Annotated in this window: 27 protein-coding genes and 3 pseudogenes; 4 read left to right on the top strand and 26 right to left on the bottom strand. The window is 48.1% G+C overall.

Features of this window, described 5'->3' with window-relative positions; all coding sequences use genetic code 11:
* Nucleotides 1-13: 13 nt before the first annotated feature.
* Nucleotides 14-358 carry a TnpV protein gene (locus DWX00_RS19990; protein WP_442857805.1) on the bottom strand — a complete coding sequence of 115 codons (345 nt, stop codon included), beginning with the start codon at nucleotides 356-358 and terminating at the stop codon, nucleotides 14-16.
* On the opposite strand from DWX00_RS19990, the gene DWX00_RS19985 reads away from it, so the two are divergent.
* Nucleotides 357-1,124: a hypothetical protein gene (locus tag DWX00_RS19985; protein ID WP_243037934.1), complete on the top strand. Its 768-nt coding sequence runs from the start codon at nucleotides 357-359 to the stop codon at nucleotides 1,122-1,124. The two genes, DWX00_RS19990 and DWX00_RS19985, sit on opposite strands and share 2 nt — an antisense overlap.
* Nucleotides 1,125-1,220: 96 nt before the next feature.
* Here the strand turns inward: DWX00_RS19985 and DWX00_RS03250 are convergent, their stop codons facing one another.
* From DWX00_RS03250 to DWX00_RS03170, 13 genes and pseudogenes are all read right to left on the bottom strand, one after another.
* Entirely contained in the window at nucleotides 1,221-1,436 is a 216-nt protein-coding gene (locus DWX00_RS03250; RefSeq protein WP_003526257.1) for a transposon-transfer assisting family protein, read from the bottom strand.
* 1 nt (nucleotide 1,437) lies between these two features.
* Nucleotides 1,438-3,675: pseudogene (locus DWX00_RS03245) on the bottom strand (YodL domain-containing protein); the annotation flags it as partial.
* Nucleotides 3,668-3,925 (bottom strand): annotated as a pseudogene (locus DWX00_RS03240) (helix-turn-helix domain-containing protein); the annotation flags it as partial. The pseudogenes DWX00_RS03240 and DWX00_RS03245, both read right to left, overlap by 8 nt.
* Nucleotides 3,926-3,994: 69 nt before the next feature.
* Nucleotides 3,995-4,186: a hypothetical protein gene (locus DWX00_RS03235; protein ID WP_442857804.1), complete on the bottom strand. Its 192-nt coding sequence runs from the start codon at nucleotides 4,184-4,186 to the stop codon at nucleotides 3,995-3,997.
* Between the two features lie 26 nt (nucleotides 4,187-4,212).
* Nucleotides 4,213-4,491, bottom strand: a complete 279-nt coding sequence (locus DWX00_RS03230) for a DUF5720 family protein (protein ID WP_117453426.1) — start codon at nucleotides 4,489-4,491, stop codon at nucleotides 4,213-4,215.
* Between the two features lie 12 nt (nucleotides 4,492-4,503).
* Nucleotides 4,504-5,433, bottom strand: a complete 930-nt coding sequence (locus DWX00_RS03225; protein WP_004798093.1) for a ParB/RepB/Spo0J family partition protein — start codon at nucleotides 5,431-5,433, stop codon at nucleotides 4,504-4,506.
* Nucleotides 5,390-6,211, bottom strand: a complete 822-nt coding sequence (locus tag DWX00_RS03220) for a ParA family protein (RefSeq protein ID WP_002592136.1) — start codon at nucleotides 6,209-6,211, stop codon at nucleotides 5,390-5,392. Before DWX00_RS03220 ends, DWX00_RS03225 begins: the two co-directional genes overlap by 44 nt.
* Before the next feature lie 621 nt (nucleotides 6,212-6,832).
* Nucleotides 6,833-8,044: a tyrosine-type recombinase/integrase gene (locus tag DWX00_RS03205; protein ID WP_055222189.1), complete on the bottom strand. Its 1,212-nt coding sequence runs from the start codon at nucleotides 8,042-8,044 to the stop codon at nucleotides 6,833-6,835.
* 145 nt (nucleotides 8,045-8,189) lie between these two features.
* A complete protein-coding gene (locus tag DWX00_RS03195; RefSeq protein WP_118594637.1) occupies nucleotides 8,190-9,398 on the bottom strand; it encodes a tyrosine-type recombinase/integrase in 1,209 nt (402 codons plus the stop codon).
* Nucleotides 9,399-9,469: 71 nt separating this feature from the next.
* Nucleotides 9,470-9,700: a hypothetical protein gene (locus DWX00_RS03190; protein WP_002576363.1), complete on the bottom strand. Its 231-nt coding sequence runs from the start codon at nucleotides 9,698-9,700 to the stop codon at nucleotides 9,470-9,472.
* Entirely contained in the window at nucleotides 9,693-10,115 is a 423-nt protein-coding gene (locus DWX00_RS03185; protein ID WP_002576364.1) for a type II toxin-antitoxin system PemK/MazF family toxin, read from the bottom strand. The genes DWX00_RS03190 and DWX00_RS03185 overlap by 8 nt, the downstream gene beginning before the upstream one ends.
* Before the next feature lie 648 nt (nucleotides 10,116-10,763).
* Entirely contained in the window at nucleotides 10,764-11,282 is a 519-nt protein-coding gene (locus DWX00_RS03175) for a hypothetical protein (RefSeq protein ID WP_117964033.1), read from the bottom strand.
* Nucleotides 11,283-11,294: 12 nt separating this feature from the next.
* The gene (locus DWX00_RS03170; protein ID WP_117964034.1) at nucleotides 11,295-12,446 is read right to left on the bottom strand and encodes an AAA family ATPase; all 1,152 of its coding nucleotides are present in this window, start codon (nucleotides 12,444-12,446) and stop codon (nucleotides 11,295-11,297) included.
* A gap of 145 nt (nucleotides 12,447-12,591) precedes the next feature.
* Between DWX00_RS03170 and DWX00_RS20510 the strand changes: the two are divergent.
* Nucleotides 12,592-12,774: pseudogene (locus tag DWX00_RS20510) on the top strand (ATP-binding protein); the annotation flags it as partial.
* Between the two features lie 265 nt (nucleotides 12,775-13,039).
* Here DWX00_RS20510 and DWX00_RS03160 read toward each other — a convergent pair.
* From DWX00_RS03160 to DWX00_RS03140, 5 genes are all read right to left on the bottom strand, one after another.
* The gene (locus tag DWX00_RS03160) at nucleotides 13,040-13,330 is read right to left on the bottom strand and encodes a helix-turn-helix domain-containing protein (protein ID WP_002576367.1); all 291 of its coding nucleotides are present in this window, start codon (nucleotides 13,328-13,330) and stop codon (nucleotides 13,040-13,042) included.
* A 216-nt stretch (nucleotides 13,331-13,546) separates the two neighbouring features.
* The gene (locus DWX00_RS03155; protein ID WP_008396552.1) at nucleotides 13,547-13,807 is read right to left on the bottom strand and encodes a hypothetical protein; all 261 of its coding nucleotides are present in this window, start codon (nucleotides 13,805-13,807) and stop codon (nucleotides 13,547-13,549) included.
* A complete protein-coding gene (locus DWX00_RS03150; protein WP_117964036.1) occupies nucleotides 13,804-14,535 on the bottom strand; it encodes an ImmA/IrrE family metallo-endopeptidase in 732 nt (243 codons plus the stop codon). Before DWX00_RS03150 ends, DWX00_RS03155 begins: the two co-directional genes overlap by 4 nt.
* Nucleotides 14,532-14,792 (bottom strand): hypothetical protein, encoded by a 261-nt coding sequence (locus DWX00_RS03145; protein ID WP_013274265.1) that lies wholly within the window; start codon nucleotides 14,790-14,792, stop codon nucleotides 14,532-14,534. Before DWX00_RS03145 ends, DWX00_RS03150 begins: the two co-directional genes overlap by 4 nt.
* Nucleotides 14,793-14,873: 81 nt before the next feature.
* Nucleotides 14,874-16,109 carry a DNA polymerase Y family protein gene (locus DWX00_RS03140; RefSeq protein WP_117964037.1) on the bottom strand — a complete coding sequence of 412 codons (1,236 nt, stop codon included), beginning with the start codon at nucleotides 16,107-16,109 and terminating at the stop codon, nucleotides 14,874-14,876.
* Between the two features lie 201 nt (nucleotides 16,110-16,310).
* On the opposite strand from DWX00_RS03140, the gene DWX00_RS03135 reads away from it, so the two are divergent.
* Together DWX00_RS03135 and DWX00_RS03130 are read left to right on the top strand one after the other, a co-directional pair.
* Nucleotides 16,311-16,727: a helix-turn-helix domain-containing protein gene (locus DWX00_RS03135; RefSeq protein WP_002576372.1), complete on the top strand. Its 417-nt coding sequence runs from the start codon at nucleotides 16,311-16,313 to the stop codon at nucleotides 16,725-16,727.
* A 45-nt stretch (nucleotides 16,728-16,772) separates the two neighbouring features.
* Nucleotides 16,773-17,285 (top strand): ImmA/IrrE family metallo-endopeptidase, encoded by a 513-nt coding sequence (locus DWX00_RS03130; RefSeq protein ID WP_330416899.1) that lies wholly within the window; start codon nucleotides 16,773-16,775, stop codon nucleotides 17,283-17,285.
* A gap of 71 nt (nucleotides 17,286-17,356) precedes the next feature.
* Here DWX00_RS03130 and DWX00_RS03125 read toward each other — a convergent pair whose 3' ends face one another.
* From DWX00_RS03125 to DWX00_RS03085, 7 genes are all read right to left on the bottom strand, one after another.
* Nucleotides 17,357-17,788, bottom strand: a complete 432-nt coding sequence (locus DWX00_RS03125) for a hypothetical protein (RefSeq protein WP_117964039.1) — start codon at nucleotides 17,786-17,788, stop codon at nucleotides 17,357-17,359.
* Entirely contained in the window at nucleotides 17,757-18,185 is a 429-nt protein-coding gene (locus tag DWX00_RS03120; RefSeq protein ID WP_117964040.1) for an MmcQ/YjbR family DNA-binding protein, read from the bottom strand. The genes DWX00_RS03125 and DWX00_RS03120 overlap by 32 nt, the downstream gene beginning before the upstream one ends.
* Nucleotides 18,186-18,203: 18 nt before the next feature.
* Nucleotides 18,204-19,022 (bottom strand): hypothetical protein, encoded by an 819-nt coding sequence (locus DWX00_RS03115; protein ID WP_117964041.1) that lies wholly within the window; start codon nucleotides 19,020-19,022, stop codon nucleotides 18,204-18,206.
* A gap of 207 nt (nucleotides 19,023-19,229) precedes the next feature.
* A complete protein-coding gene (locus DWX00_RS03105) occupies nucleotides 19,230-20,903 on the bottom strand; it encodes a recombinase family protein (RefSeq protein ID WP_069989194.1) in 1,674 nt (557 codons plus the stop codon).
* 77 nt (nucleotides 20,904-20,980) lie between these two features.
* A complete protein-coding gene (locus DWX00_RS03100; RefSeq protein ID WP_002604472.1) occupies nucleotides 20,981-21,154 on the bottom strand; it encodes a transposon-encoded TnpW family protein in 174 nt (57 codons plus the stop codon).
* A gap of 455 nt (nucleotides 21,155-21,609) precedes the next feature.
* Nucleotides 21,610-21,852: a helix-turn-helix domain-containing protein gene (locus DWX00_RS03090; RefSeq protein ID WP_002604473.1), complete on the bottom strand. Its 243-nt coding sequence runs from the start codon at nucleotides 21,850-21,852 to the stop codon at nucleotides 21,610-21,612.
* Complete coding sequence (locus tag DWX00_RS03085) at nucleotides 21,836-22,273, bottom strand: sigma-70 family RNA polymerase sigma factor (RefSeq protein ID WP_003502131.1); 438 nt, start codon at nucleotides 22,271-22,273, stop codon at nucleotides 21,836-21,838. Before DWX00_RS03085 ends, DWX00_RS03090 begins: the two co-directional genes overlap by 17 nt.
* Nucleotides 22,274-22,638: the final 365 nt, after the last annotated feature.

Below are 22,638 nucleotides of genomic sequence, written 5' to 3'. Positions count from 1 at the left end.
AACAGGTTTAGAGTCAGCTGTTGATAAGCTCCGCCATCAGGATTTCCTCGGCCTGAGCTTTGCAGGTGTTCATCAGCCCCACCCACTTCATGGGATCGCTGGTTTTCAGTTCCTCGGTGGCTCCCGCTTCCTTCGCCAGCTGGGGCATCATCTGCTCCAGTCTGCTCTGGGCGGTCTCGTCGATCTCCAGAAGGTGCGGGTACAGCTTCTCGCTCAGCAACATCTGGTTGTAGAGGATGGGACGCTGTTCCTTCAGGTAGGTTTTCCTCATCCTGCCGTACTTGCCCAGGGGTTTCTCCGGCTGCTGGCTCAGCTTCAGGTCGGGAATCAGATAGTCTCCGTTCTGGATATAGGTCATGGGATTGTTCATCTTGTTTGCTCCTTTCTTGGTTGGCTTCGCGCTCTGCATTTCGGACGGTAACGCCGATCTGCCGCAGCACCTGCTGGTTGATCTGGCTGACCGCTGTTCCCAGTGCCCCGATGGTGGACGGGGTATTGAAATCAAAGATCGCCATGAAATCTTCGTGGTCGAAGTAGCGTTCCGGCTCCAGTCCGCAGCGGGACATCAAAGCGTAAGTGATGCTGACGGTGGCGGCTGCCTTGAACTGCACTCCGATGTTATACTCATCATATTCCTCCAAAAAGGAACCGTCAACGATATAGAAGAAGTCCTGCTGATGCTCCGTCCAGTATTCCTCGGCCAGTTTTCCGGCTACCTCCGTGAGCTGTCCGGCAAGATCATCACCGGAAACATCATAGGTGCGCTCCAGCATGGCCTGCACGGAATCCAGATGGCGCTCCTCCAACTGCCACAGCCAGGGAGTGCGGGAATGTTCACGGGTTCCGGTGTCAGAAATGTCAAAGACATAACGCAGGCGAGGTCTGTCCCCGGAATCATCCACCAGAGCGATTCCCTTGGAACCGCGCCTTACATAACGGCCCATCTTTTCATTCCACAAATCGTACTCCGCACAGGCGGTGGCGTCCGGTCGCTGGGCATAGATCATCAGCTGCTCATGGAACGGGTACTTGTAAAGGCGGGAAGCAGTGGTGAGAAACCCTGCCCATTCCTGCCAGCTCCCCGTGAGCTGTGTTGCCACCTTGTCCGCCATCTGCGCATATAGTTCAGCTTTGGTTGGCATAGTGTTCTGTCCTCCTTTCAGTTTTGGGGTAAAAAGGTGGGGTGGCAGATCGCCACCCCATCCCTGCGGTTATGTTGTTTACTGATCAAAATCCGGGTACAGCTCCAGTTCGGCAAACTTCTCATCGGTCATCGCACAGAGCTTCGTAAGGGCGCTGTCAGTCAGTTCCCTCAGTTCCGTTTCCTCCGGCGAAAGCTCGCCGCGCATCTCACGCAGACTGTCAATCAGCCCGGTGCGGCTGCCGGTATTGTAAATGCACATCAGGTTCATTTCCTCAAAGGTAAAGTTTCCCATATCAAATCTCCCTTTCCGCACTCTTTTTGGGTGCTGTCTTTTTGTGTTCTGTCTTGGGCTGGCCTTTCAGCTGCTCCATGACGGACTTTTTCTTTTCCCGTTCCTTCCGATGAACGGCATCAGCCAAGTCCATCAGGGAAATGGGCTGACCGCTTCGGGCCTGCTGTTCCAGCTCTGCCACGGTCGGCTCTTTTGGGCCATTGTTGATGATACCGTCGATCATGCCGTAATCGTCCTCCAGGCCCATTTCCGCATTTTTCAGCGGGTTTTCCGGCAGGAATCCGGGGATCTGGGTAAAACCAACGCTGTCACAGTAATGACAGGATACCTTACCGTCCTGTCTGATTGCAACGATGTCGCTGACGCTCATGGAGGGACTGTGAAAGTCCACGGGCTTTTCCAGATTGAATTGCTGATAGAGTTTTTCCAGCTGCTCCGGCACAGTGCCAGACTCCCTCAGAGGAGCTGTGTAAATGAGGTCATAATTGCTGCGGTCTATGGAAATGTCATGGGACTTTAACCAATCCAGATTCATAAAGCGCACATTCTGCGGATCATCACGACTTACCTGATAGATGGCAAAGCAATCTCTGTTCTGAGAGAGAAATGCCTGTTCGCGTTCCTGCTGATGTTCCTGACGCTCCATGACCTTTTCGTGGAACTGAGGGCTTTTCTCCCATTCCTCATGGTCCACACCGAAAAGACCGCCATGATCCATGATTTCCTGCGGGTCAAACACCATGCTCTCCGTATTGTCCTCATGCAGCACATAGACGGTCAAACCAGCGGCATCCAGTTCCAGCGCCCGTTCTCTGGTAACAGGGAGCATCCCATCATAGGAGTAGCCGTATTCCTGCATATCCGGTGCAGATACCTGCTCATCAGGCATGGGGTATTCATCCAGTGCCTGCTCTTGTGCTTCCGGCAGCTGGGAAGAAGCAGCTATCTGACTGGCCTCTGCCTGCATCTGCTGGTAGGCAGCTTCCTGCAAGGTCTCAATCATAGACAGGGGCGCATACTTTACTGAATTGCTGCTCAAATCGTTGTCATCACAAATCTGGAGAACTGCCTTCATGCAGGAAAGCTCCGGCATATCCAGCTGACCTCCATCCGTCTCTTTCATGGATGCGGCATCATAAAGGGTATAGTCCCAGCCACTGTCACAGGACTGGATATGAAGATAGGTGGCATTGTCGATCAGAAACAAAGCCTCCTGCTGATTGGCGTCCACCCCCAGCACTTCCATTTCCGGCATTGCCGCAGCCAGTTCCTTTACCGCTTTTTGCACCAGAGGATTATCACGGTAATAGTCGATTGCCTGGATGGTGTCTAGGTCAATGGTCTGGCCGGTCAAAATCGGAAAAGGTCCTTCATAGTCGCTTCCGTCTTTCAGCTCAAAACCAATGCCCTTGATCCCGTTCATTCGTTCTGTCGGAATCTCCTGATAAATGCGGATTGCTTCCTCCAAAGACAGATTATCGTGGTATTCTCCGAGGTTTGGAAATTCCATGCACTCTGCTACATAGTAGGTCAGATCGCCGGTCTGCTGTCTATCAGATACCTTAGCGGCATCTTCTGGCTGCTCTATCATGGCGGGTTCCGGCTCTACCTTTGCATGAGGGTCAATTCCACGCTCTTTGCAGATTTCCTTATAGTGGCGCTCAATGTCGGAGATCAAAGTGCCGGAGGTCTTGTTGATGGTCTCCAAACTGGCTCTCAGCTCTTTCAGCTCTTTGCCCTGGCTCCAGCTTGCAATATAGCCGAAGCTGTTTTCTCCGGTCTCGATGCCAAAATACTTGCAGACCGCATAGGAGATGCTTTCAGCCTCCACTTCCTCCGTGTGGCGATTTTTGATTGCCTGTTTTTCTGCGGTTGGATCTTCCTCAACTGCAAGACGCCATTCAAACTGATTTTCGTCCACATAGCGCCAATCCATATCAGAAGCAAACTGTTCAGCTTCTCTTTCTGTGGCAAAATCCAGCTTGAAATCATGCTTGGTTCCACCTTCACTCTCCAGCACAACCTTCCATGACGGTAGCATTTCATATTTTTTAGGGTCATGGAGCTTGCTGTGGGCAATCTCATGTACTGTGGCCGAAACCGTCTGCACCTCACTCATGCCCTGACGAATGGCGATTTTCTGATGATCGGCAGAAAAATAGCCGTCCGTATCGGCGGCCATTGCTTCAAAAGTGATCGGCACCGGCGCACTGCGGCGCAGAGCCTCCATGAATGCGTCCCTGGCGGTCACGCAGTTTGTGCCGCACAATGTAACCGGCAGCCTCCAATTCCCGCAACGCAGCGCCTATGGCATCCACGCCCTCCTTACAAATCTTTGCAAGACCACGGGTGGTGTAATTCCAGTCCTCTGGCAAAGACAGCATCATGGAAAGCAGCCCCTTGGCTTTTAACGACAGGTTTGCATTTCGTAAGTGATGATTGCTCATCACGGTATAATCACGGGTCCGTTCAATGCGAAAAACGGCCATCGACCTCACTCCTTCCAAATTTCTCAGGGTATGAAAAAAGCCACAATCCTGTAAAAAGAATTGTGGCAGTCAGCTGTTTTGTTCACTTTTTCTGCGCCGGTAGGGGCGCTTGGGAATGGGCGGTTTATCCAACAGGTCATTTTCCTGAGAGAATGGCAGAGTTTGCAGAACACGGTCAATCTCTATAAATTCCATACCATGCTGGGAATGGCAATCCTCCCGGATTGCTTCCCGGATTTCCTTTACAGTACACATTTCAATCCTTTCCTTTCGCAGTAATGATTTGTTTATGAGTGGCGGCGATGTTTTCCCGGTTTGAAATCGAGGATATGTCCCTCAATCACACGAGCGTAACGCTTGATCTTGATCTCCCGGCGCTGCTGGCTTTGCAGGGCGGCCTGATACCCGTCCTCAGTCAAAAACAGTCGCATTTCCTCTCCGGGGCTGCCGTAAGCTGTGCTGGGACGCAGGACGGAAAACTCAATCATCCAGCGGGTGTTATCCCAAAACCTCTCTACGGCGAGAATATTGTGTCCTTTCAGCTCACGGGCTGAAATATCCCTCATAGGCGGCTCCTTTCATCGTTCCTGGTCTCTCTGACGCTTTTTCTGCCATGCCTCCAGCAGCTTAATGATGGTTTCCTGCATCCGCTGGGGCGTATAGCTTTTAGGGAAATACTTCCGCAAAGTGTCAGAGGTAAATGTCACTCGGTCCAGATCACTTTTCTTTTCCTCACCCATGATGACACGCATCATATCGAGGGTCAGATGCCCCTCTTGACTATATTTTTTGAGCCGCTGGGCTTGGGAAAGGGAAGGGGTAGCCTGTTCGCTGTCCATCGCGTCCAGCAGGTCTACCTGTTCCTCCTTTTTGAGAAAGGACAGTTCATAGGCGGGATTTAAGGCAATTTTCTTTTCATCCACCATGTCCAGCAGTTCGGGAATCAGCTCAGTCAAGCGAATAAATCTCTGAACCTGCCTTTGACTTTCTCCTGCTTGATTTGCAACCAGCTGAATTGATGTCTGCGACTTCTCGCCAACTTGGCGAGAAGTTAAATCTGAGCGTTCTCCCTGATGTTTTATAGCCTCCAACTTCATTTTATAGGCAAAGGCCCTCTCGCTTGGAAGCAGGCTTTCTCGTTGCAGGTTGCTGTCAACCATAATGATCGTGGCGGCATCATCATCCAAATCCCGAACAATGACCGGCATGGTCTCCTTTTCTGCCAGCTCACTGGCTCTGTGCCGCCTGTGTCCGGCTACCAGCTCATAACCGCCCTCCGGGTCCGGTCGAGCAATCGCCGGAACCAGAACGCCATACTGCTTGATACTGTCAGCGGTCTCCATCATGGCTTCGTCATCCTTGACTTTGAATGGGTGGTTCTTAAAGGGATGCAGTTCAGACAGCGGAATCTCCTGAATCTTTTCCAGCTTTGCATCCTGACGGCCTTCTTCGGTGGAGAACAGATCATCTACCGAGGCCAGCTCTATTTTTTTCGCGCTGCTTTTCAAGTTTCAACACCTCCTTCGTCAGATTTCGATACCCCTCTGCCACCTTGCCGCCAGGGTCATGGGCGAAAATACTTTTTCCCTCTGCGCTAATTTCCTTTGCCCGGACAGAGTGGGGGATCTCTGTGCCGAATACTTTGATCTTGCTGCCATAGGTTTCCCGCAGGAGCGCGGAGATCTCTTTGGCAAAGTTGGTTCGGCTGTCCACCATCGTCAGCAGGATACCGTCTATCTGGAGCTTGGGGTTGATCTGCCGCTTTACCTTGTTTACCGTGGAGAGCAGCTGTTCCAGCCCTTTGGCGGGCAGATACTCCGCCTGAACGGGAATGATGATCCTGTTCGCAGCGGCCAGCGCATTGACCGTGAGCATCCCCAGGGAGGGCTGACAGTCGATGAGAATATGGGAGTATTGCCCCTTCAGCGTGTCCAGATATTGCCGCAAGATAGTCTCACGGCTCATGGCATTTACCAGGGATACCTCCATACCGGATAACTGGATGTCCGCAGGCATCAGGTCAACGCCTTCCGCATGATGCAGAATACCTTCTCCAGTGCGTATAGGCTGATCCATCAGAATTTTGCCCATTGCATCGGACAATGTAAATGGCAACTTGTCCGGTTGCGGATTTCCCAGGCTGATTGTCAGGCTCCCTTGTGGGTCCCCGTCGATCAGAAGGACTTTCTTTCCGGCCTGCGCCAGCCCGATTCCCAAGTTGGCACAGGTCGTTGTCTTGCCAACGCCGCCTTTCTGGTTGGCAATGGCGATGATTTGCGTGTTCATTGACTTCACCTCATTTCTAATTATTGCTGTTGCTTCTGGAAATAGAAAAAGCCGCCACTTCAAAATTAACAGTGAAGTGACGGCTCTTTCTATCGCCGGAATACGAGTTCCTGAAATGAAAAAGCACCCAGCATTTATACTGTGTGCTACATCAAATTCATATTCAATTATTCAAATTAGCTCAAACTATGCCAAACTGCCACAGCCAAAAAACGAGGGAAAGGAGGACTGAAAAGCACCCCAAAAATCGGCTCTCGGTTAACCACTTTGGGAACCACTTCCCCCTCTTTTCGCCCTCTTTTTGGCCAGTTAACCACTTGCGGACCACTAAAAATTGGATGAAATCGGCTCTCGTTTTGCCAAATTTGGTCAAACCATATCAGCCCGTTTAGATATAGCAAAAGCCCGGAAAACCTTGATTTTCCGGGCTTTTTGAACCATTTTGATATAGTCTGAGCAGTCGATTATCGCTTGCTGAACTGCGGAGCGCGACGAGCTGCTTTGAGACCGTACTCACCTGACCTTGATCCAAAAAGACCAGTATTCATGCGGTTTTTCGGGCTTTCCTCTCTCAGTAAACCCATAGGTAAACCCACGAAATCGCGAAATTTTTGGTGCAGTTTAACGCAGCCCGAATGCAGCATTCACAACGCTGCTTAATTCCTCAGGTTTATTGTACTTGACTTTCGCATAGATGTCCATAGTCGTTTTGCTGTTCTCATGGCCTGCCAGATACTGCACCGTCTTAGGATCAACACCTTTGTAAATCAGATTGGTGATGTAGGTGTGCCGCAGCATGTGCGGAGTCACCTTGAAGTCCATCGTATACACCAGTTTGGGATTATTCGGCTGATGCTCACCAAGCCTTGGCTTTATTCTATGCTTGATGGACTGTCCATTTACATAAGTGTAATAACAGCGTTCTGCAGTAGAACGGACTGTTATGTACTTCCAGACTCTCACAAACTGTGTTTCCGTCAAAACAGTTCCCTTCGAATTCGAGATCACATATTCCGATTCTGATTTTTCCCTTTCTTCCTTGAGACAGGCTACCAGGCATTTTGGAATCGGAACATCTCGTTTTGCTGCCGGTGTCTTCAATAGCGTGTTGACTACCGGCTCACCGCCTTCCACATGCCATGCACGCCTTACCGAAATGTACGGCGTTTTTTCATCCAGGAATACGCAGTCCCATTTTAATCCAAGGATCTCTTCTCTACGCAATCCCGCGTACAAACCGATCATCACGAAGACATACGGTGGAAGCTCACGAATGCTATCCAGCAAAATAGCAGTCTGTTCATCCGTCAAAGCCTCGCGCCGTTTCGCTGGCTTTCCGCCTCTTGCGCAAATCGTTTTGGATGGATTCTCTTTAATCACCTTGCTCTCTTCTGCTGAATTAAAAATGTTCTTAATCAGCATATTGAGCTGACCATACATTCCGGAAGAACCTTTTGATAACGGAACCATCAGCAGCCGCAGGTCATCTGTGGTCACCTCGTCCATATACATCTGTCCAATCGGACCCACGATGTACCGATTCACCATCCGTGCGTATCCTTCCAACGTATTAGTTCTTACCGTTCCAGACCGCATCAGCAACCATTTTTCACAGTACTCTTCCACGGTCGGATTCTCTCTATGGAAAACCACTTCCGCGATTTTCTTCTGGGCATCTTCCACCCGGTCATACAATTCTTCGCGTGTCAGCCCGTAAATCGCCACTCTCTTTCCGTCTGCATCTGTAATCCGGGTGCGGTAATACTGTACCCCTTTCATCATCACTGTTCCGTATTCCGGAAGTTCAGCAGGACGCTTTTTCCCTTTAGCCATGTGTTCTCCTCCTATCTATCTTCATACATTGCGTGTTGTCACTTTTATTATCATGGCGTACAGCACTTCCTTCAAGGATGTCGAATGTATGTAAAAAGGCAGGGATTTTTGACCATCCCTGCCCTAATTTCTTTCTGATTTACTCTTAATCCCACGATGCAAAAGCATCTTCCAGCACTCCTGCGAGCTGCTCTGGGCGATTATATTTCACCTTGGCGTAAATATCCATGGTGATCTTGCTGCTTTCATGACCGGCAAGATACTGAACCGTCTTCGGATCAACCGAAGCATGAATCAGATTCGTAATGTAGGTGTGCCGCAGCTGATGCGGAGTCACCTCAAAGTCCAGACTGTAAACCACATTTCCATTGTGTGCTGCCTTTTGCCCCAGAACCGGCTTCACCGTATGCTTCACCCTCTTGCCATCTTCATAGCGGTAATAGCAGCGTTCCTTGGTGGTACGGGTTACGATATACTGCCATAATCTCTTGAACTGCGTATAGGACAACGGGTCTCCATCCCGGTTTGCAACCACAAAATCCGATGTCGATGTCTTCTTCGCCTCTTTCAGACATTCCAGAAGATTGTCCGGCAGAGGGACATTCCGATGCGCTGCCTTTGTTTTCAGCTCTGTCAGAATCACCGGACGATTATGCTCCGTATGCCAGGCTCTCCGAACGGTAAGGTACGGAGCCTCGCAATCAAGATACACCGAATCCCATTGAAGTCCGAGGATTTCTTCTCTCCGCAATCCTGCGTACAGCCCCAGCATCACGAACACATACGGCGGTAAGCCGTAAATGGCATCCAGCAGCTTATCCACCTGCTCATCCGTAAGCGGGAGGCGATCCTTCTGGGGAATCCCGCCCACATTCTTCTTCAGATAGATGGTCGGATTCTCATCAATGATCTTACTCTCCATTGCTGCCGTGAAAATACACTTATATAGAACGTTCACTGATTTGCACACGGATGCCGACTTTTTCGATGCCTCCAACAGTGCCAGGCGAATGTCATCTGCTGTTACATCTCCCATATGCATATCGCCCAATGGCTTGATGATGTAGTTCTTCACTTTCGATGTATAGTCAATCAGCGTTGTCATCCTGATCTGTGCCGACTGCATCAGCAGCCATTTCTCGCAATACTCCTCCACTGTAGGTGTACTGCGGCGATACGTCTTGTTCTCAATCTGCTGGATCGCTTCCTGTTCCTTCTGGTACAGTTCCTCTCTCGTTCTTGCATATAAGGAAACCCGCCGTCCCTGCTGATCTGTTACACGGGTTCGATAATATTGCGTTCCCTTCATACTCACCGTACCATAATCGGGAAGCATCATTCTTCTTGCCGCCATATCATTACCTCCAATCCTGTTGATGCTTTCATTATTGCGGATTCATCGTCCATACTCAACGATGTCGATTTTCACCGCCGAAAGCTTCGAGGTTTGCGATATGTCGCAGCACGTTCCATCGGTTTTGCACGGTGCGTACATTTTGCAATGTACTCCTGAATCCCCACTTCCGTGAAATAAACGCAGCCGTTTTCCACATACTGAACATAGGAGATCAAACCGTCTGTTCTTGCAGCATCCAGTGTTTTTACGCTGATTCCCAGTATACTGGCTGCTTCTTTCCTTGTAATCAGTTTATCCATCGCCTTCTTCGCCATCCTTTCGGCATTTGCCCTGTCTTTTTTTCTCTGCTTGTTCCGGAATGTAATATCCAAGTTGAATCCTTACAGCTTCATCAATCCCACGCATCTGCCCCTTACTTACCCGCCCAAGATAGCGAATCACGCATATCTTGTCGCAGGTGTCGAGCTGTTCTGCCAATACCATGGACGGTTTTGCCAGTCCCTTTGCTTTACGGAGAAAGAAATGCGTTGGCTGTTTTCGCTTCTTCTCAATTTTCGATGTCAGCGGAGCAATCGTGATCGTCGGCGCATAATAATTGCCGACATCATTCTGAAGAACCACAACAGGACGAACACCGCCCTGCTTTGATCCTACCGGAACACCGAGATTGGCGAGATATAAATCACCTCGCCGATAAACCCAGTTTTCTTTCATATGCTGTTGTCTCCAATCTCCATACACTGATATGGATAAAGCCTGCCAGGTATCATGCTGATACAGCACCCGGCAGCGCTTTCTGAAAATATGGTTTCTCTGTACTTTTTCTTATCACCCCAGAGATGTAGGATTTCTCACAGGCGGCAGTGTGCTTCACTGCTCCATTGGAATTTAACCATCCCGCCTTCCTTATGGCCGGACCGCGAATTACGGAAGTATCATTGTCCCTGTCTGGCTTTAACACCGCCGCCGGTTGCAATCCGGCATTTGCTTCTGCGAAACCGCTATCGCCCCGATGGGCTTCATGGCGTGCAGTCGAAGACTCGACCAAACAGGAATGTACCTGAAGAATGAGTATTCAGTTTTCAAGGGACATTCGGACTTTCGTCCTTACAAAGTAAGTTTAACAAGAATCCTCCGGTTTCGCGTTGGCCTCGTAGGCGCACTTTGGTTGTCCTTGCAGGACTACATACGGTTCGTTTTGACTTTTTCAGTGTTCTATACAGCCGGATTGAGGCAAAAAAATACCCCGTTGGTTTCCCAACGAGGCATCAAAGACGATTCTATTCTATTTTCTATAAACTGGTACCCGTTTATCTCCTGGTGACCATTTGAGTCACGGCTAATGTATCAAAAAAGCAACGCTCATCTCAGCAAATCAGACAAGCTGTATTCTCCTTTGGGGATATTTGCTGTTCTGCGATACTCTTTTATGGCTTTCACCAAGAGCTGAGGATTACTGAAATACTGCTTCACAAAATCATACGACTTCACATCATGCATCCGAAGATTTATTTTACAAAATTCGCTTGGTTTTTTTCCAGAACGCTTAAACTGATCATATGCTCCTTCCGCATGAATAATCAGCATTTCAATTTCTGGAGCAGTAATGACATTTACCACGTCAATTTTCTGCTCATATGCTTTACTCAATCGAAATTCCTCTCTGCGAGAATCCAAAATCCGTATCACAGAAATCTGCTCATCGAATCCTTTCCGTAAGTATCGCTCCTCGAATCGTTTAGCACTTCTGCAACGAATGACACGTTCTTCCAACATTTCTTCTCTGTTGAAAATCAGAAGATCATTATCAACCTGTATGTCGATAATAGCTTCTTCGGCAGAGCCTTCACATATACACGCCTTGTATTTTGCTAATTCCATTCTGCCGCCTCCTTATTTGATTGAAGCAGCCAGGCTTTTCTTCAAGCGCATATACGCTTCATATGCTGGCGTTGTTCCCTCAAGGAAGCCGCTCTGGTAAGCATCACTCTTTTTAATATCATTACGTTTCAATATATAGCTCAGATTTTCTGCTGTAATGCCATTACGGTTTCTAACGATACAAATTCCGTCATTTCGGTCATATTCGTCCAGCAGTTCCGGATAATGCGTAGTGAAAATAAGCGTTCCGCCATTTTTGTTCAGTCGGCTGTCCATAAAGAAGCGCACTAAGGTCGTTACAATTTCCTTGTTGAAATGATTCTCTATTTCATCTACCAGAAGATAACCACCTGAATGAAGAACTTCCTTTACCATCGAGAATGTAATAATACCCTTAATCGTACCAGAGGACAGATACTGCTCAAGGTCTGCCGCATTATTCAGGATAATCTCTTCTTCATCCTTAAACTTCAAGTGGATAAATGTTTTTCCCTCTGCCTGCTCAAAACACAATTTCTCAATGGTCGGATCGAGAAGCGCAATTACCTCCAATGGAATATCTTCGGTAAATGGAAGCACATTCACATTCGTATAGGAAAGCAGGCTGAATATTTCCACTGTATCATTCGCTTTTTTATTATGTGCAATGACAAAGCTGACATCATCAGAAAGGTATGCTTCATCGCTATTGCGCTGCTCTACAGGCTTCATTCCTGTAAAATCTGTCAGATACTTTTTCGACTTAACGGTTGCAATCGGTTTTTCCCAAAGGCTTTCAGACAGAATCGAATACACATATTCCCCTGTTTTCGACTTCTTTGCCGCAATTACAGTTTCCAAGCAGCAGATGTAGCTACGCTTATCATAAAAATATGTGCGGATTGTAACATTCTTCGCTCCGCCAAGAATGCTTTTTGCCTCCACATGATTGATGGGCTCATTTTTCACAATATTTAAGGCCAAGCTAATGACCTTTAATACCGAGGTCTTGCCAGATGCGTTAATTCCAATGAAAGCACAGGCAGAGTGGAGATAGTAATTATCCGTCAAACGGTAAAGACTATCTTTGTCCTCTTCGCAAACACGTTGCTGCGTATAAAAGCAAATATCCAAGTCTTTTTTGAATAATGGGAGTCCTTGTGCGGTGATGCGGAGTATTTTCATAGGTAGTCCTCCTCTAAAAACAGTTTTTTTGTTTTTATTTTCTTATAATCTTATTATACGCCGCAAATCAGAAAATATCAACGGATTTTCCGTTTTTATTTTCTGATTTGTTTTTGACACTAAAAAGTATCCGTTCAATATGGCAAGCCCTGTGATTGCTGACCCGTTCCAACGCATGAAATACATGGAGCGTCATGGAAGCGGCCTACGCAAAATCGTCAGGGAAACCGAAAAGCCGCCTGGATATACAGCGGCATATAATCCGAAAATTTTCTCAACGGCAACAGATTTCAGAGTCATCTTGAAAAATGTAAATTACCAACTTAGTCAGAAAAACTTAGTCAATGACCAAGTTAGTGAGCAAGATAAATCGCCGGACATCCCACACACAGTTTTGAATCTTTGTATCCACCTTATTGCCCACGGCAGTGAGGGTGCTCAAATCACTCATGCTCACTCTATCATGGGTACAGCCAATGATAAGTCCTATGACGCAACCCATGATAACTTAGAGGATGACACCCATCAAGGTATCCACCAAGATAGCCACCATGATTCTACGCCGTCAGCAGTTATATTGCGCCTAATGCTTTTTAGATTTTCTTCGCAATCGTAGACAGCTCCGAAATAATACTAAGAAGATCATTTTTGACTTCCTCTTTGCTTGGCTCGCTGCCCATAAGAAGATAATCCGTGCTGACATGGAGGATGCAGGACAGTTCAATCAGCAAGTCAATAGAGCAGCTGCGTTCACCGTTCTCCATGCGGCTGACATGCTGCTTGCTTGCCAGGCCCAGGCGAACCGCCAGTTCCTCCTGCGTAATGCCACGGGAAGTGCGAACATCGTGAAGTCTCTTACCAAACTCTTTTGCGTCAAAATACATACGTTTCTCCTTCCGCACAGCCGGTACAGAACCGGATCGACGGAAGGTCAAAAAAAGAGCCGCATGACGGTGAAGAAAAATCCTGTGCCGATAAAACAGAACATGGGTATCCCATAATTCTGTCTCATGCGGCATTCGGAAGACTTCGCCTGTCAGCGGCTCCACAGCACAGCTATGACTTATAAAATTGTGTTAATAGGGTTATTTATTGTCATCTCAACCATTCAAAGACGAATAGTAGAGCTGCAATCTCCGTAATCTTCTCATCTCCAAAACATTGAAGACGGTCTCGCGTCCGCAGGCCTTACATTTGGTCTGCACATGTCCTCTGGTATCCTCAAAGACGATGATTGAATTGTGTCGGCAATAAGGGCACCTGACAATCCTGGGCTTTTGCGAAGCAATCGCATCCTTTGCCCGGATGATTTTAATCTGCATTTCCGCAGATGGTTCCGATACTCTGATATTCCTGCTCATGGCCACACCTCCAATGGATCACGATATTCATAATCCTTTTTCCGGTTCAGATAGCCCAGTTGTTCCAAGCGGATAGCAGCTGCCGATCTCGAAACGCCAAAGACACCACAGAAAGTATCTATCTTCACCTGGTCTTTGTTATAAAAACGCCATCCATAACATGTCAGAGGCTTTCTGCTGTTGATGAACCACATCGCCCGATCCACTTCTGACTGGGGCATCAGGATGGCAGCTCCCAGCGAATTGGCCTGCCACTCGTTCCAATCTTCCTGCGTTCTCAGAACGCGGGAACCTTTTTTCCTCACTTCCGGTCTCTTATGGCAGGCTATCTTTCGGTCATCGGCATCCAGCTGAAACAATATCTGGTGAGCGCACTCATGTGCCAGCGTAAATCTGCGTTTTCCGCAGAGTTTCCGTATATTCTCCGGTTCAATGAAGCTCTTGTCCAGAACCACATCATTGGTTTTCAGGAAGATGCTCCTCTGACTTCCATCGACTTCAATCTGATATTCTGTATCCACATACGCGGTCAGACCATAGATGCTTCCGTCCGAGGACAACTTTTGAAATGACACCTTCAGGTTCAGATAATCGGATGCAAACTGATCAATGGGTGTCGGAAGTGCGAATCTTGCCGGATCATCTGCTTCGCTGCCGAAAAAGGACTTTTGAAAATCTCTTATCACTGCAACAGCGATTTCTTCTATGTTTTTCTGCGAAAGGATCATAGGCACGGCTCCTTTGCTTCAACGAACCATTTTTCATCTTCGTTGTACAGGAAACTCTCATGCCCACCGATCATGACCGTATAGCGGATTCCGCAGCCACCTACCTTCGTGGAAGCAGCCCGACACTTATGCTTCAATCGGTCGATCTCATACACCCGTCCGTCAATCCACCGAATCAAGCGCGGGCGGATATTTCCCTCGGCATCCACATCCAAATTCACAGGTACATATACTTTTCTACACTTCTGTTCCGACATATTCTACGCTCCTCCTCTGTAAACCGGCGAATGTGTTGACTTCTTTTAGCAAAGAACTCACCAGATTCTACCGGTGCTGTATTAACCAATCATTCCTGTCGGCATAACCAAATCCACCTTTCGCTCTGTCGGCATCTTGCTTTTCTGAAAAAGTACCCCATTTTTAATCGCATCTTTCCCGAATCGGAATCGAATCTGCTCAATCGCTGCGTCCAACCGTTCCTGGCGATCCAGTGATTTCACATCGGTGAATAGGTCGTATTGTATCGGACAATCCTCTTCAAACAGGTTGATTGCCCGAACTGTCACTGAACGAATCGGGTGTTCCCACTGATAGTTTTTTGCAAATAATGCAAATGCAGTTTTCGCCAGATAAGTAGGGCTTTGTGTCGGAATACTAATCCGGCACTGCCACTCTTTCGTGTAAAGCTCGTTGTTACGGATGGAAATCGCTATTCCGCCGGCTTTCTTCTTATGTGTTCGCAGCTTGGTTCCGATCTCCTGCACCAGTTCCAGCATGACACACCAGACTTCGGCGTTATTCTCCAAATCCTGCATGGTCGTTATCCCATGCCCAATGCTCTTTACTGGGGAGACATAATCGGAACGCATAACCGGCGAATCATCCAGTCCATTGGCATATTTCTTAATCGCCAGTCCATTCTTTCCAAGGCGGCACTTCAAGAAATCATCCGATGTTGCAGCAAGCTCTCCAATGGTATGAATCCCATAACCGGACAGAACCTTCTCGGTCGCTCTGCCGACTCCAAGCAAGTCAGAGGCGGGAAGACACCAAATCTTCTCCCGGAACGAATCTGCTTCGATGCAGGTAATCGCATCCGGCTTTTTCATATCCGACCCAAGCTTGGCAAAAATCTTGTTGAAACTCACTCCTGCGGAAATCGTAAGTCCCAATTCAAACTTAACCGTTCTGCGAATCTCATCTGCAATTTCAAATCCGGTTCCCATGCAGCCGCTTCCGGTCACATCCAGCCAGCATTCGTCCATCCCATACGGCTCGATCTGATCGGTATAGCGACTGTATATTTCACGAGCCAGCTTTGAAAACTTCATATATTGCTCATAGTGCGGCTCCACGATCACAAGATCCTGGCACTTCTGCTTTGCCTGCCAGATTGCCTCCCCCGTGGAAACACCAAACGCCTTTGCTGCATAGTTCTTCGCAAGTACGATACCATGCCGTTCCTCCACAGAACCGCACACTGCCACCGGCTTGTTCTTCAGTTCCGGGTTCAGCATACACTCGACAGAGGCATAGAAATTATTCATATCACAATGAAGAATCACTCTTTGCATCCCGTATTCCTCCTCTCCGTTCGTGAAAGCACGAACAACTTTTCACGAACGCATTGACACACAGCATTTCTTGTGATACTATAATTACACGAATTGTATTTCGTGTTTTCATCGTCATTATAGCAAGCACAGTTTTTCGTGTCAATAGGTTTTTATGAAAAAGTGTTCGTGTTCGTCATCAAAAAAGAAAGAGGTATTCCTATGGTCTTCAAAGAAAGGTTGAAAGAAAAAAGAACAGAAGCCAATTTAACTCAGGTAGAACTTGCAGAGAAGGCCGGTGTAACCGCCCGCACAATTCAGAATTATGAGCTTGGCAGCCGCAAACCATCCAATATGGTCACGATCCAGAAGATTGCAGATGCGCTGAATACTACTACCGAGTACCTGCTGGGAAGCAGCGGCACCTATGTCGTAGAAGCTCATGAAAAAGGTGGCGCAAAAGCAGCCAAAGATATTGAAGAACTGGTCAGCGAAGTGACCGGTATGTTCGCTGGCGGCGAATTAAGCGAAGATGCCATCGAAGGAGCTTATAAAGCTCTGACCGATGCCTACTGGATTGCCAAAGAGAACAATAAAAAATACGCCCCGAAAACGAGGCGTAAAAAATCCGATCAGTGATATTTATCGTACACACTTTTCGCTATACTGTAAACTGGAGGTGGTATGATGAATGCGGAACAGCTTTCACGGGTCGGTGAGAAACTGGTAAAACGCTACGGTTCCAGAGACCCTTTTGAAATTGCAAGGCAGCTTGGTATCAATGTTATGCTTTGCGAAAATTTTGGTTCCCTGAAGGGAATGTACCGGGTGATTAAGCGAAATCGCTTTATTTTCCTGAATAACAGTCTGGATGAAAACATGCTGCGCATCGTGTGCGCACATGAATTAGGGCATGATCAGCTTCACCGGAATATGGCGAAAACCACCCCGATTCATGAGTTCATGCTCTACGACATGAAATCCAAACCGGAATATGAAGCGAACATCGTAGCAGCGGAGATCTTGATGGACAGCAACGAAGTCCTTCGTTACATCTATGAGTATGGATACACAGCCGAGCAGATCGCCAGCGCGATGTCCACTGACATCAATCTGGTTGCGCTGAAGGTAGCACACCTGGCCACACTTGGCTATAATCTGCACGCACTGGAACATAAAAGCAACTTTTTGAAATAACGTATCTTCGAGGAGCCTTGACCGGCTCCTCTTTTTTGTTGCAAATTGTGCAGATGCCGTCTGCACAATTATCAGCCTAACATCTGCATGTGATAGAGCTTCACTTTTTCCTCGAACGGCAGTCCCGGATCAATGCCGACTTCTTCCCACATCACACCATACGGTGCGCCGCCATCTGTATATCCGGCGATAAAGGCAAAACGACCATCGCAGTCCTCATACAGTTCTCCCAGCCGTTCCCGTTCTTTCGCTTCCCGCTCCATTCTCCGCTGCCGAAGCCGCTGTTCTTCAGCCTGTTTAATCTGGTCAAGCTGCTCTTGTGTATAATTGACTCCAAGCTCCTGCAAATCTTTAGCGGCAGTCACAGCATCCACATGAAAGCGTTCCCGGTAATGCTTGTTCATCTTTTTCGGTGAGCCGGTATAGGTGAGCAGCCACTGCTTGCCTTTTCGGAGGCGAGCTTCCTTTCGCTCAGCCTTCGTCAGTTTCTTTTTCTTTGCCATTTGCGAAATCTCCCGGATTTTTTGCTGATGACTTTGGTTTGCGCTTCTTCGGTGCCGTCAGCTCATAGCTCAAAGAAAGCAGGTCTTTGATGGCATCATCCAGTTCTGGTTTGCCAAGCTGAATACTAAGCCATTTTTCCTTATTCATGTGATAGGCTGGAAAATAGCCGTCTTGCCCACGAAGAGAGCCTATCAGCAGCGGATCACTTTTCACATTAAGGACATCAATGATGCCTGCTTCCGGCAGTCCCAACTTATCAGCAGATACTTCCAGAACTACACCATACCATTTGTTATTGTCGTTGTGCCGCAGCACCGCATTCCAGTCATGCCAGGGGTATTCCGGCTCTGTGCCGTACTGCTGGCGTATCCATGTAAATAATTCTTGGCGTGTCATTCCACATTGCAAGCGAAGTCAATCTATGTTGCACTTCCCACTGCATCCTCCATTTCCACAGAATTCGCAGCCATGTGTATGCCCATGTCCATAATACCATCGCCCATAGCGATAACCATAGTGGGGAGGACAATGAGCACAATCTCCCGTGCATTTGCCTGTATTTTTAGGCTTAGGACTGCCAGCCAGAGCCATTCCCATTAGTATACTGCTGAACAGTCCCGGCTTCTTCGGTTGTGCCTCTTTAAGCGAAATTTCCTCGTCAGGCTCATCTGGATCAGCATACGGAATGCCACTGCGCTTTGAAATCTTCCTAATCAGAGACTCGTCCACACCATAATCACATAACTCATTCAGCCCATTTTCTGTGAAAATCGCATCTGTCGAGTTGACCAACTGATAGATGGATTCCTCATCTGGCAGATTAGGAAGCAGTGTCAGAACATCCTCCTCTGTAAAGTGCGTTGGTTTGGAAGTAATCTTATCAATCAACTCAAACACCGGTTCCGGATCAGGAAGACAGCTCAGCAGCGTATCCAGCTGTTCCCCCGTATAAGCATCCACAGCTGTCTGAATCAACTTTTCCAGTGCTTCTTCATCTTCGATTTGCCCGCTATCTGCAATCTCCGCAACTTCCGCGGCTCGAAACCGGACTCCCGCTGCTAATGCTCTGCGAAGAATGCTGGTCGCTGTGCGCGTATCCACATACTGAATGCAGTCACATATTTCCTCAGATGGACTTCCATCCGGTCCGAAGTCCTTGATAGAGGCCAGACGGCTATACTGAGTACTTTCCTGCCATCCGTCATATCGCTCATAATATTCAGCCCAGGTCACTTAGCCGCACCTCCTCCACACTGCATCGCCATCAAAAATCATCTAATGCAGCATCTATTTCTTCCAGCCGATCAATCCAGCCCAGGTCGGATTTCTTCTTGGTTGCTGGTCTTTTCTTATCACCGCCAACCACTTCAAACCGTTTCTCTTCTGTCCCGAACAAACCTTTTACCTGAATTCTGAAATCCGGCTTGTTGTTTGCTGGGGTTAGATAGCGATACTTTTTACATCTACCATGTTACGGCGGTCATGGTTGACAACTTGCGTCGGCTCCTGCTCGGTATCAACCTGTCCGACAAAGCTGTAATGGATTTCGATTTTCCGGGTGTTGGTTTCCCGGTCTAATTCATGTATCAAAATACGGTCGATAAACTCATGGACGTTTTCATAGGTCAATTCCTGTATGTCGCTGTATTTCCCGACAATCTGAATAAACCTTGATATATCCCTTTTTCGCTCGGTAACGGTTGCGATCTGCTGTTGTAACTCGTCTATCCTTGCGGCAAGGGATTTCTTTTCGTCCTCGTAGCCGGAAGTTAGAAACACAAACCGTTCATCTGTCAGTCTGCCTAATGCGTTGTCCTCGTACAGCTTGCGGAAAAGCGTGTCAAGTTCGGTCATACGCGCCTGTGCTTTGGAAAGTTCCTTTTGCTGCTGCGCTAATGCCTTTCTCGCTTCCATGTCGCCGTACTCGGTAGCTTTACAGATAAAGTCCTGTTCGTGTTCCTTAACATACTGCAAAACCCGCCGCATATCTTCCAGCACTAAATCAAGAAGTACGTTTTTGCGGATATAATGAGAGGTACACTCGCTGCCTGTCCTTGCCCTGTTGCGCCATGCGCCGCAAGAATAGGAAAACCTGCGCGGCTCGATATTTACGCCCTGTTGGTAATACATCTTATGTCCGCAACCAGCGCAAAACAGCAAGCCGGAAAAAATATCAATCTCCGCTGCTTTTGTCGGGCGGTGGCGGGTAGCAATCCGCTTTTGCGCAAGTTCAAAGGTTTCCTCGTCAACAAGCGGCTCATGGGTGTTTGGGAAGAAATAGCGTTGTTCTTCTTCGTTCTTCCGGGTCTTTTTCGACTTGTAGGATACCTTGTGAGTTTTCGCGGTTATGGTATGCCCTAAATATTCCTGCCTTGCTAATATGTCATAGAGCGTTTTGTCCGGCCAAGTATAGGGGGCGATCATTGCCCGCTGATACCGCGCCTGTCCTGTGCGCTGATAGCGCAACGCTCCAATCGTCAAGACTTTGTTTTCCGCAAGCCATTTTTGGATTTCGCACATACGCACGCCGCTAACAAACATAGCGAAAACCTGTTTGACAATCGGCGCGGTTTCCGGGTCGGGTATAAGGTGGTGGCGGTTGTTCGGGTCTGGGATATAGCCGTATGGATATTCCCCGTTGACACGCTCGCCTTTTTGCGCCTGTGCCTGTTTAACTGCACGGATTTTCTTGCTTGTATCGCGGGCGTAAAACTCGTTAAACCAGTTCCGCAAGGGGGTAAACTCGTTATCCTCCCGCGCTGTGTCAACTCCGTCGTTAATCGCGATATAGCGCACTCCGTTTTCGGGAAATACAATCTCTATGAGTTCGCCCGTTTTCAGATAGTTTCTGCCAAGACGGGAGAGGTCTTTGGTAATAACCGTCGCCACTCGTCCGGCTTCCACTTCCTGCAACATCGCTTGCAGCCCCTCGCGCTCAAAACTCACGCCGGAAAATCCGTCGTCCACAAAAAACTTTGTGTTCAAAAAATGGTGTTCGTCCGCATAGCGTTGAAGTATCATTTTTTGGTGCTGTATGCTTCCGCTTTCTCCGGCCTGCATATCCTCTTGACTTAAACGGCAGTAAAGGGCGGTGATTTTATTCGACTGTAACATTAGTCCTCCTTTCCGACAGCCGAATAAACAGGTATAATGTGTTGCTATCATTATACCATATCCCGCCGCCTAATGCACTACTCGGACGCTAAAAAGCCCGGATTTCCGGGCTTTTTCTGCAAATCCTTTACAATGAGTTTTTCAATCTTTTTATGGATTGTATCGGTTGCCTTTTCACTCGGCAACGCTTGAACAAGATAGGTGATTTTCCCTATTTTGCGTTCGGTTGTAATTGTCTGTTTTTTATCCATTAGAAAAACCTCCTTTTCCTGTATGGATAAACTATATTCGTCAAAAGGCAAAACGGGCGGTTGTTAGCTGCAACCTCACGGGAGTTTCACCCCGGCCCATGCTTATGGGTGCGCCGCGCAATACTTTGAGGGTGTTCAACGCGGGAGTATCATTGTGCCGCCTTGTATGTCGTCGCCCACAAGCTGCTAAACTTGTTTTACGGCGCGGTAGTTCTCGCTCGACTTTTCCCCAACGGGGAAAAGCGGTCATGGCGTACCCGCCGCCCGGCTCGGTACAGACGGAATGTACCCGTTGCCTGTTATGCTGCGCACCAAAGGCCGCTTTCTTTGTCAAGGAACAATAGGCTTTGTCGGCCTGTAACAGTACACCGTTTCCGATGTGCTGTTACGGAACGACAAATAGCCCATAACGGGAAGCGTGGAAAGGGGACACGCTCCCCGCATGGGCTAAAAGATTATCCTACATGAAAAGCAAGGGTGCGGGTAATAAGGCGCACTTGCAGCCTGTTACGCATTTCCTCGTCCACATAGGAATAGGTATTGCCCGCGTCGTCTTTCAGCGTGCGGGTACAAAGTTTCGCTATGTAACCCTCGTAATGCTTCAAGATCGCGCACATGGCGGTTGTGTCGCCGTTTGCCGCTGCGGAAATGACAGGGAACGGCAACAGATTTTCAGATTTCCTAACGGTATTCATCATCTGCTTTTCCCTCCAAATACTGTTTGATTTTCGCAAGCGCGGATTTCCTGTGCCGGAAAACCGTCGTGCGTACAACATTCAGCAGTTCAGCAATTTCCGCGTCGCTCATGTCCAAGAAGTAGGACAAAAGGATAATGTCGCGTTTCCTTTCGGGCAAAGCGTTAAGGGCTTCGGCAAGCAGTTCATTTTTGACGAGTACATCAAAGCCGGACACTTGAAAACGGAAATAATCGCTTTTGTATTCGTCCGTTGTGAAAAGCTGCGCGAGTTCGCTTTCGCTCAAATCCGAAAAAGGTACTTCGCGTGCTGCGCGTTTCGCAAGAGTGCGGCGGTGGCTTTTCGCTTCGCCAACCAAAGTTTTCTTTGCTAATGCGTCGTACTGATGTTGTATTCTTTCCTTGTCGGAAGAAGATAGCTCCATAGAGTTCACCTCCTTCCCGCGTGGAGTAGAGGACGGGAGTTAAGGGCTTGTCCTCTCTGCCCCTTTCGCTCCGTACCCGTTCGGGAGATGGCTCTTGAGTGCGTTTTTCAGAAAAAAGTTGAAAAAAGCAAAATGCGCCCGTCCGCAAGACGCGGACGAGCGCAAAGGAAATGTAAGAAGTATTTAGATGTATTGACAGTTCATACTCATAGCCGGAATATCCCGCTTGCGGAGCATAGCTTTTTTTGACCGCAAAGCATTAGGCGGGTTACAGTAAATAAAAATGGACACGGCGATACCTCCCCGATACCGCCGTATCCTTAAAAAAGGGCGACTTTAATACACTACCCGCAATCCATTCTATA

It is taken from the genome of Blautia sp. AF17-9LB (assembly GCF_003479185.1).
Lineage (GTDB): Bacteria > Bacillota > Clostridia > Lachnospirales > Lachnospiraceae > Fusicatenibacter > Fusicatenibacter saccharivorans.
The sequence above is the reverse complement of the archived record's forward strand: the minus strand, read 5'-3'. Positions and strand labels throughout refer to the sequence as shown.

What these genes read in the sequence shown, in the direction of transcription:
- DWX00_RS19985 (WP_243037934.1), top strand. Translation starts at nt 357, where the DNA reads ATGGGATTGTTCATCTTGTTTGCTCCTTTCTTGGTTGGCTTCGCGCTC.
- DWX00_RS19990 (WP_442857805.1), bottom strand. Translation starts at nt 358, where the DNA reads ATGACCTATATCCAGAACGGAGACTATCTGATTCCCGACCTGAAGCTG.
- DWX00_RS03250 (WP_003526257.1), bottom strand. Translation starts at nt 1,436, where the DNA reads ATGGGAAACTTTACCTTTGAGGAAATGAACCTGATGTGCATTTACAAT.
- DWX00_RS03230 (WP_117453426.1), bottom strand. Translation starts at nt 4,491, where the DNA reads ATGAGGGATATTTCAGCCCGTGAGCTGAAAGGACACAATATTCTCGCC.
- DWX00_RS03220 (WP_002592136.1), bottom strand. Translation starts at nt 6,211, where the DNA reads ATGAACACGCAAATCATCGCCATTGCCAACCAGAAAGGCGGCGTTGGC.
- DWX00_RS03205 (WP_055222189.1), bottom strand. Translation starts at nt 8,044, where the DNA reads ATGGCTAAAGGGAAAAAGCGTCCTGCTGAACTTCCGGAATACGGAACA.
- DWX00_RS03195 (WP_118594637.1), bottom strand. Translation starts at nt 9,398, where the DNA reads ATGGCGGCAAGAAGAATGATGCTTCCCGATTATGGTACGGTGAGTATG.
- DWX00_RS03190 (WP_002576363.1), bottom strand. Translation starts at nt 9,700, where the DNA reads ATGGATAAACTGATTACAAGGAAAGAAGCAGCCAGTATACTGGGAATC.
- DWX00_RS03185 (WP_002576364.1), bottom strand. Translation starts at nt 10,115, where the DNA reads ATGAAAGAAAACTGGGTTTATCGGCGAGGTGATTTATATCTCGCCAAT.
- DWX00_RS03175 (WP_117964033.1), bottom strand. Translation starts at nt 11,282, where the DNA reads ATGGAATTAGCAAAATACAAGGCGTGTATATGTGAAGGCTCTGCCGAA.
- DWX00_RS03170 (WP_117964034.1), bottom strand. Translation starts at nt 12,446, where the DNA reads ATGAAAATACTCCGCATCACCGCACAAGGACTCCCATTATTCAAAAAA.
- DWX00_RS03160 (WP_002576367.1), bottom strand. Translation starts at nt 13,330, where the DNA reads ATGTATTTTGACGCAAAAGAGTTTGGTAAGAGACTTCACGATGTTCGC.
- DWX00_RS03155 (WP_008396552.1), bottom strand. Translation starts at nt 13,807, where the DNA reads ATGAGCAGGAATATCAGAGTATCGGAACCATCTGCGGAAATGCAGATT.
- DWX00_RS03150 (WP_117964036.1), bottom strand. Translation starts at nt 14,535, where the DNA reads ATGATCCTTTCGCAGAAAAACATAGAAGAAATCGCTGTTGCAGTGATA.
- DWX00_RS03145 (WP_013274265.1), bottom strand. Translation starts at nt 14,792, where the DNA reads ATGTCGGAACAGAAGTGTAGAAAAGTATATGTACCTGTGAATTTGGAT.
- DWX00_RS03140 (WP_117964037.1), bottom strand. Translation starts at nt 16,109, where the DNA reads ATGCAAAGAGTGATTCTTCATTGTGATATGAATAATTTCTATGCCTCT.
- DWX00_RS03135 (WP_002576372.1), top strand. Translation starts at nt 16,311, where the DNA reads ATGGTCTTCAAAGAAAGGTTGAAAGAAAAAAGAACAGAAGCCAATTTA.
- DWX00_RS03130 (WP_330416899.1), top strand. Translation starts at nt 16,773, where the DNA reads ATGATGAATGCGGAACAGCTTTCACGGGTCGGTGAGAAACTGGTAAAA.
- DWX00_RS03125 (WP_117964039.1), bottom strand. Translation starts at nt 17,788, where the DNA reads ATGGCAAAGAAAAAGAAACTGACGAAGGCTGAGCGAAAGGAAGCTCGC.
- DWX00_RS03120 (WP_117964040.1), bottom strand. Translation starts at nt 18,185, where the DNA reads ATGACACGCCAAGAATTATTTACATGGATACGCCAGCAGTACGGCACA.
- DWX00_RS03105 (WP_069989194.1), bottom strand. Translation starts at nt 20,903, where the DNA reads ATGTTACAGTCGAATAAAATCACCGCCCTTTACTGCCGTTTAAGTCAA.
- DWX00_RS03100 (WP_002604472.1), bottom strand. Translation starts at nt 21,154, where the DNA reads ATGGATAAAAAACAGACAATTACAACCGAACGCAAAATAGGGAAAATC.
- DWX00_RS03090 (WP_002604473.1), bottom strand. Translation starts at nt 21,852, where the DNA reads ATGATGAATACCGTTAGGAAATCTGAAAATCTGTTGCCGTTCCCTGTC.
- DWX00_RS03085 (WP_003502131.1), bottom strand. Translation starts at nt 22,273, where the DNA reads ATGGAGCTATCTTCTTCCGACAAGGAAAGAATACAACATCAGTACGAC.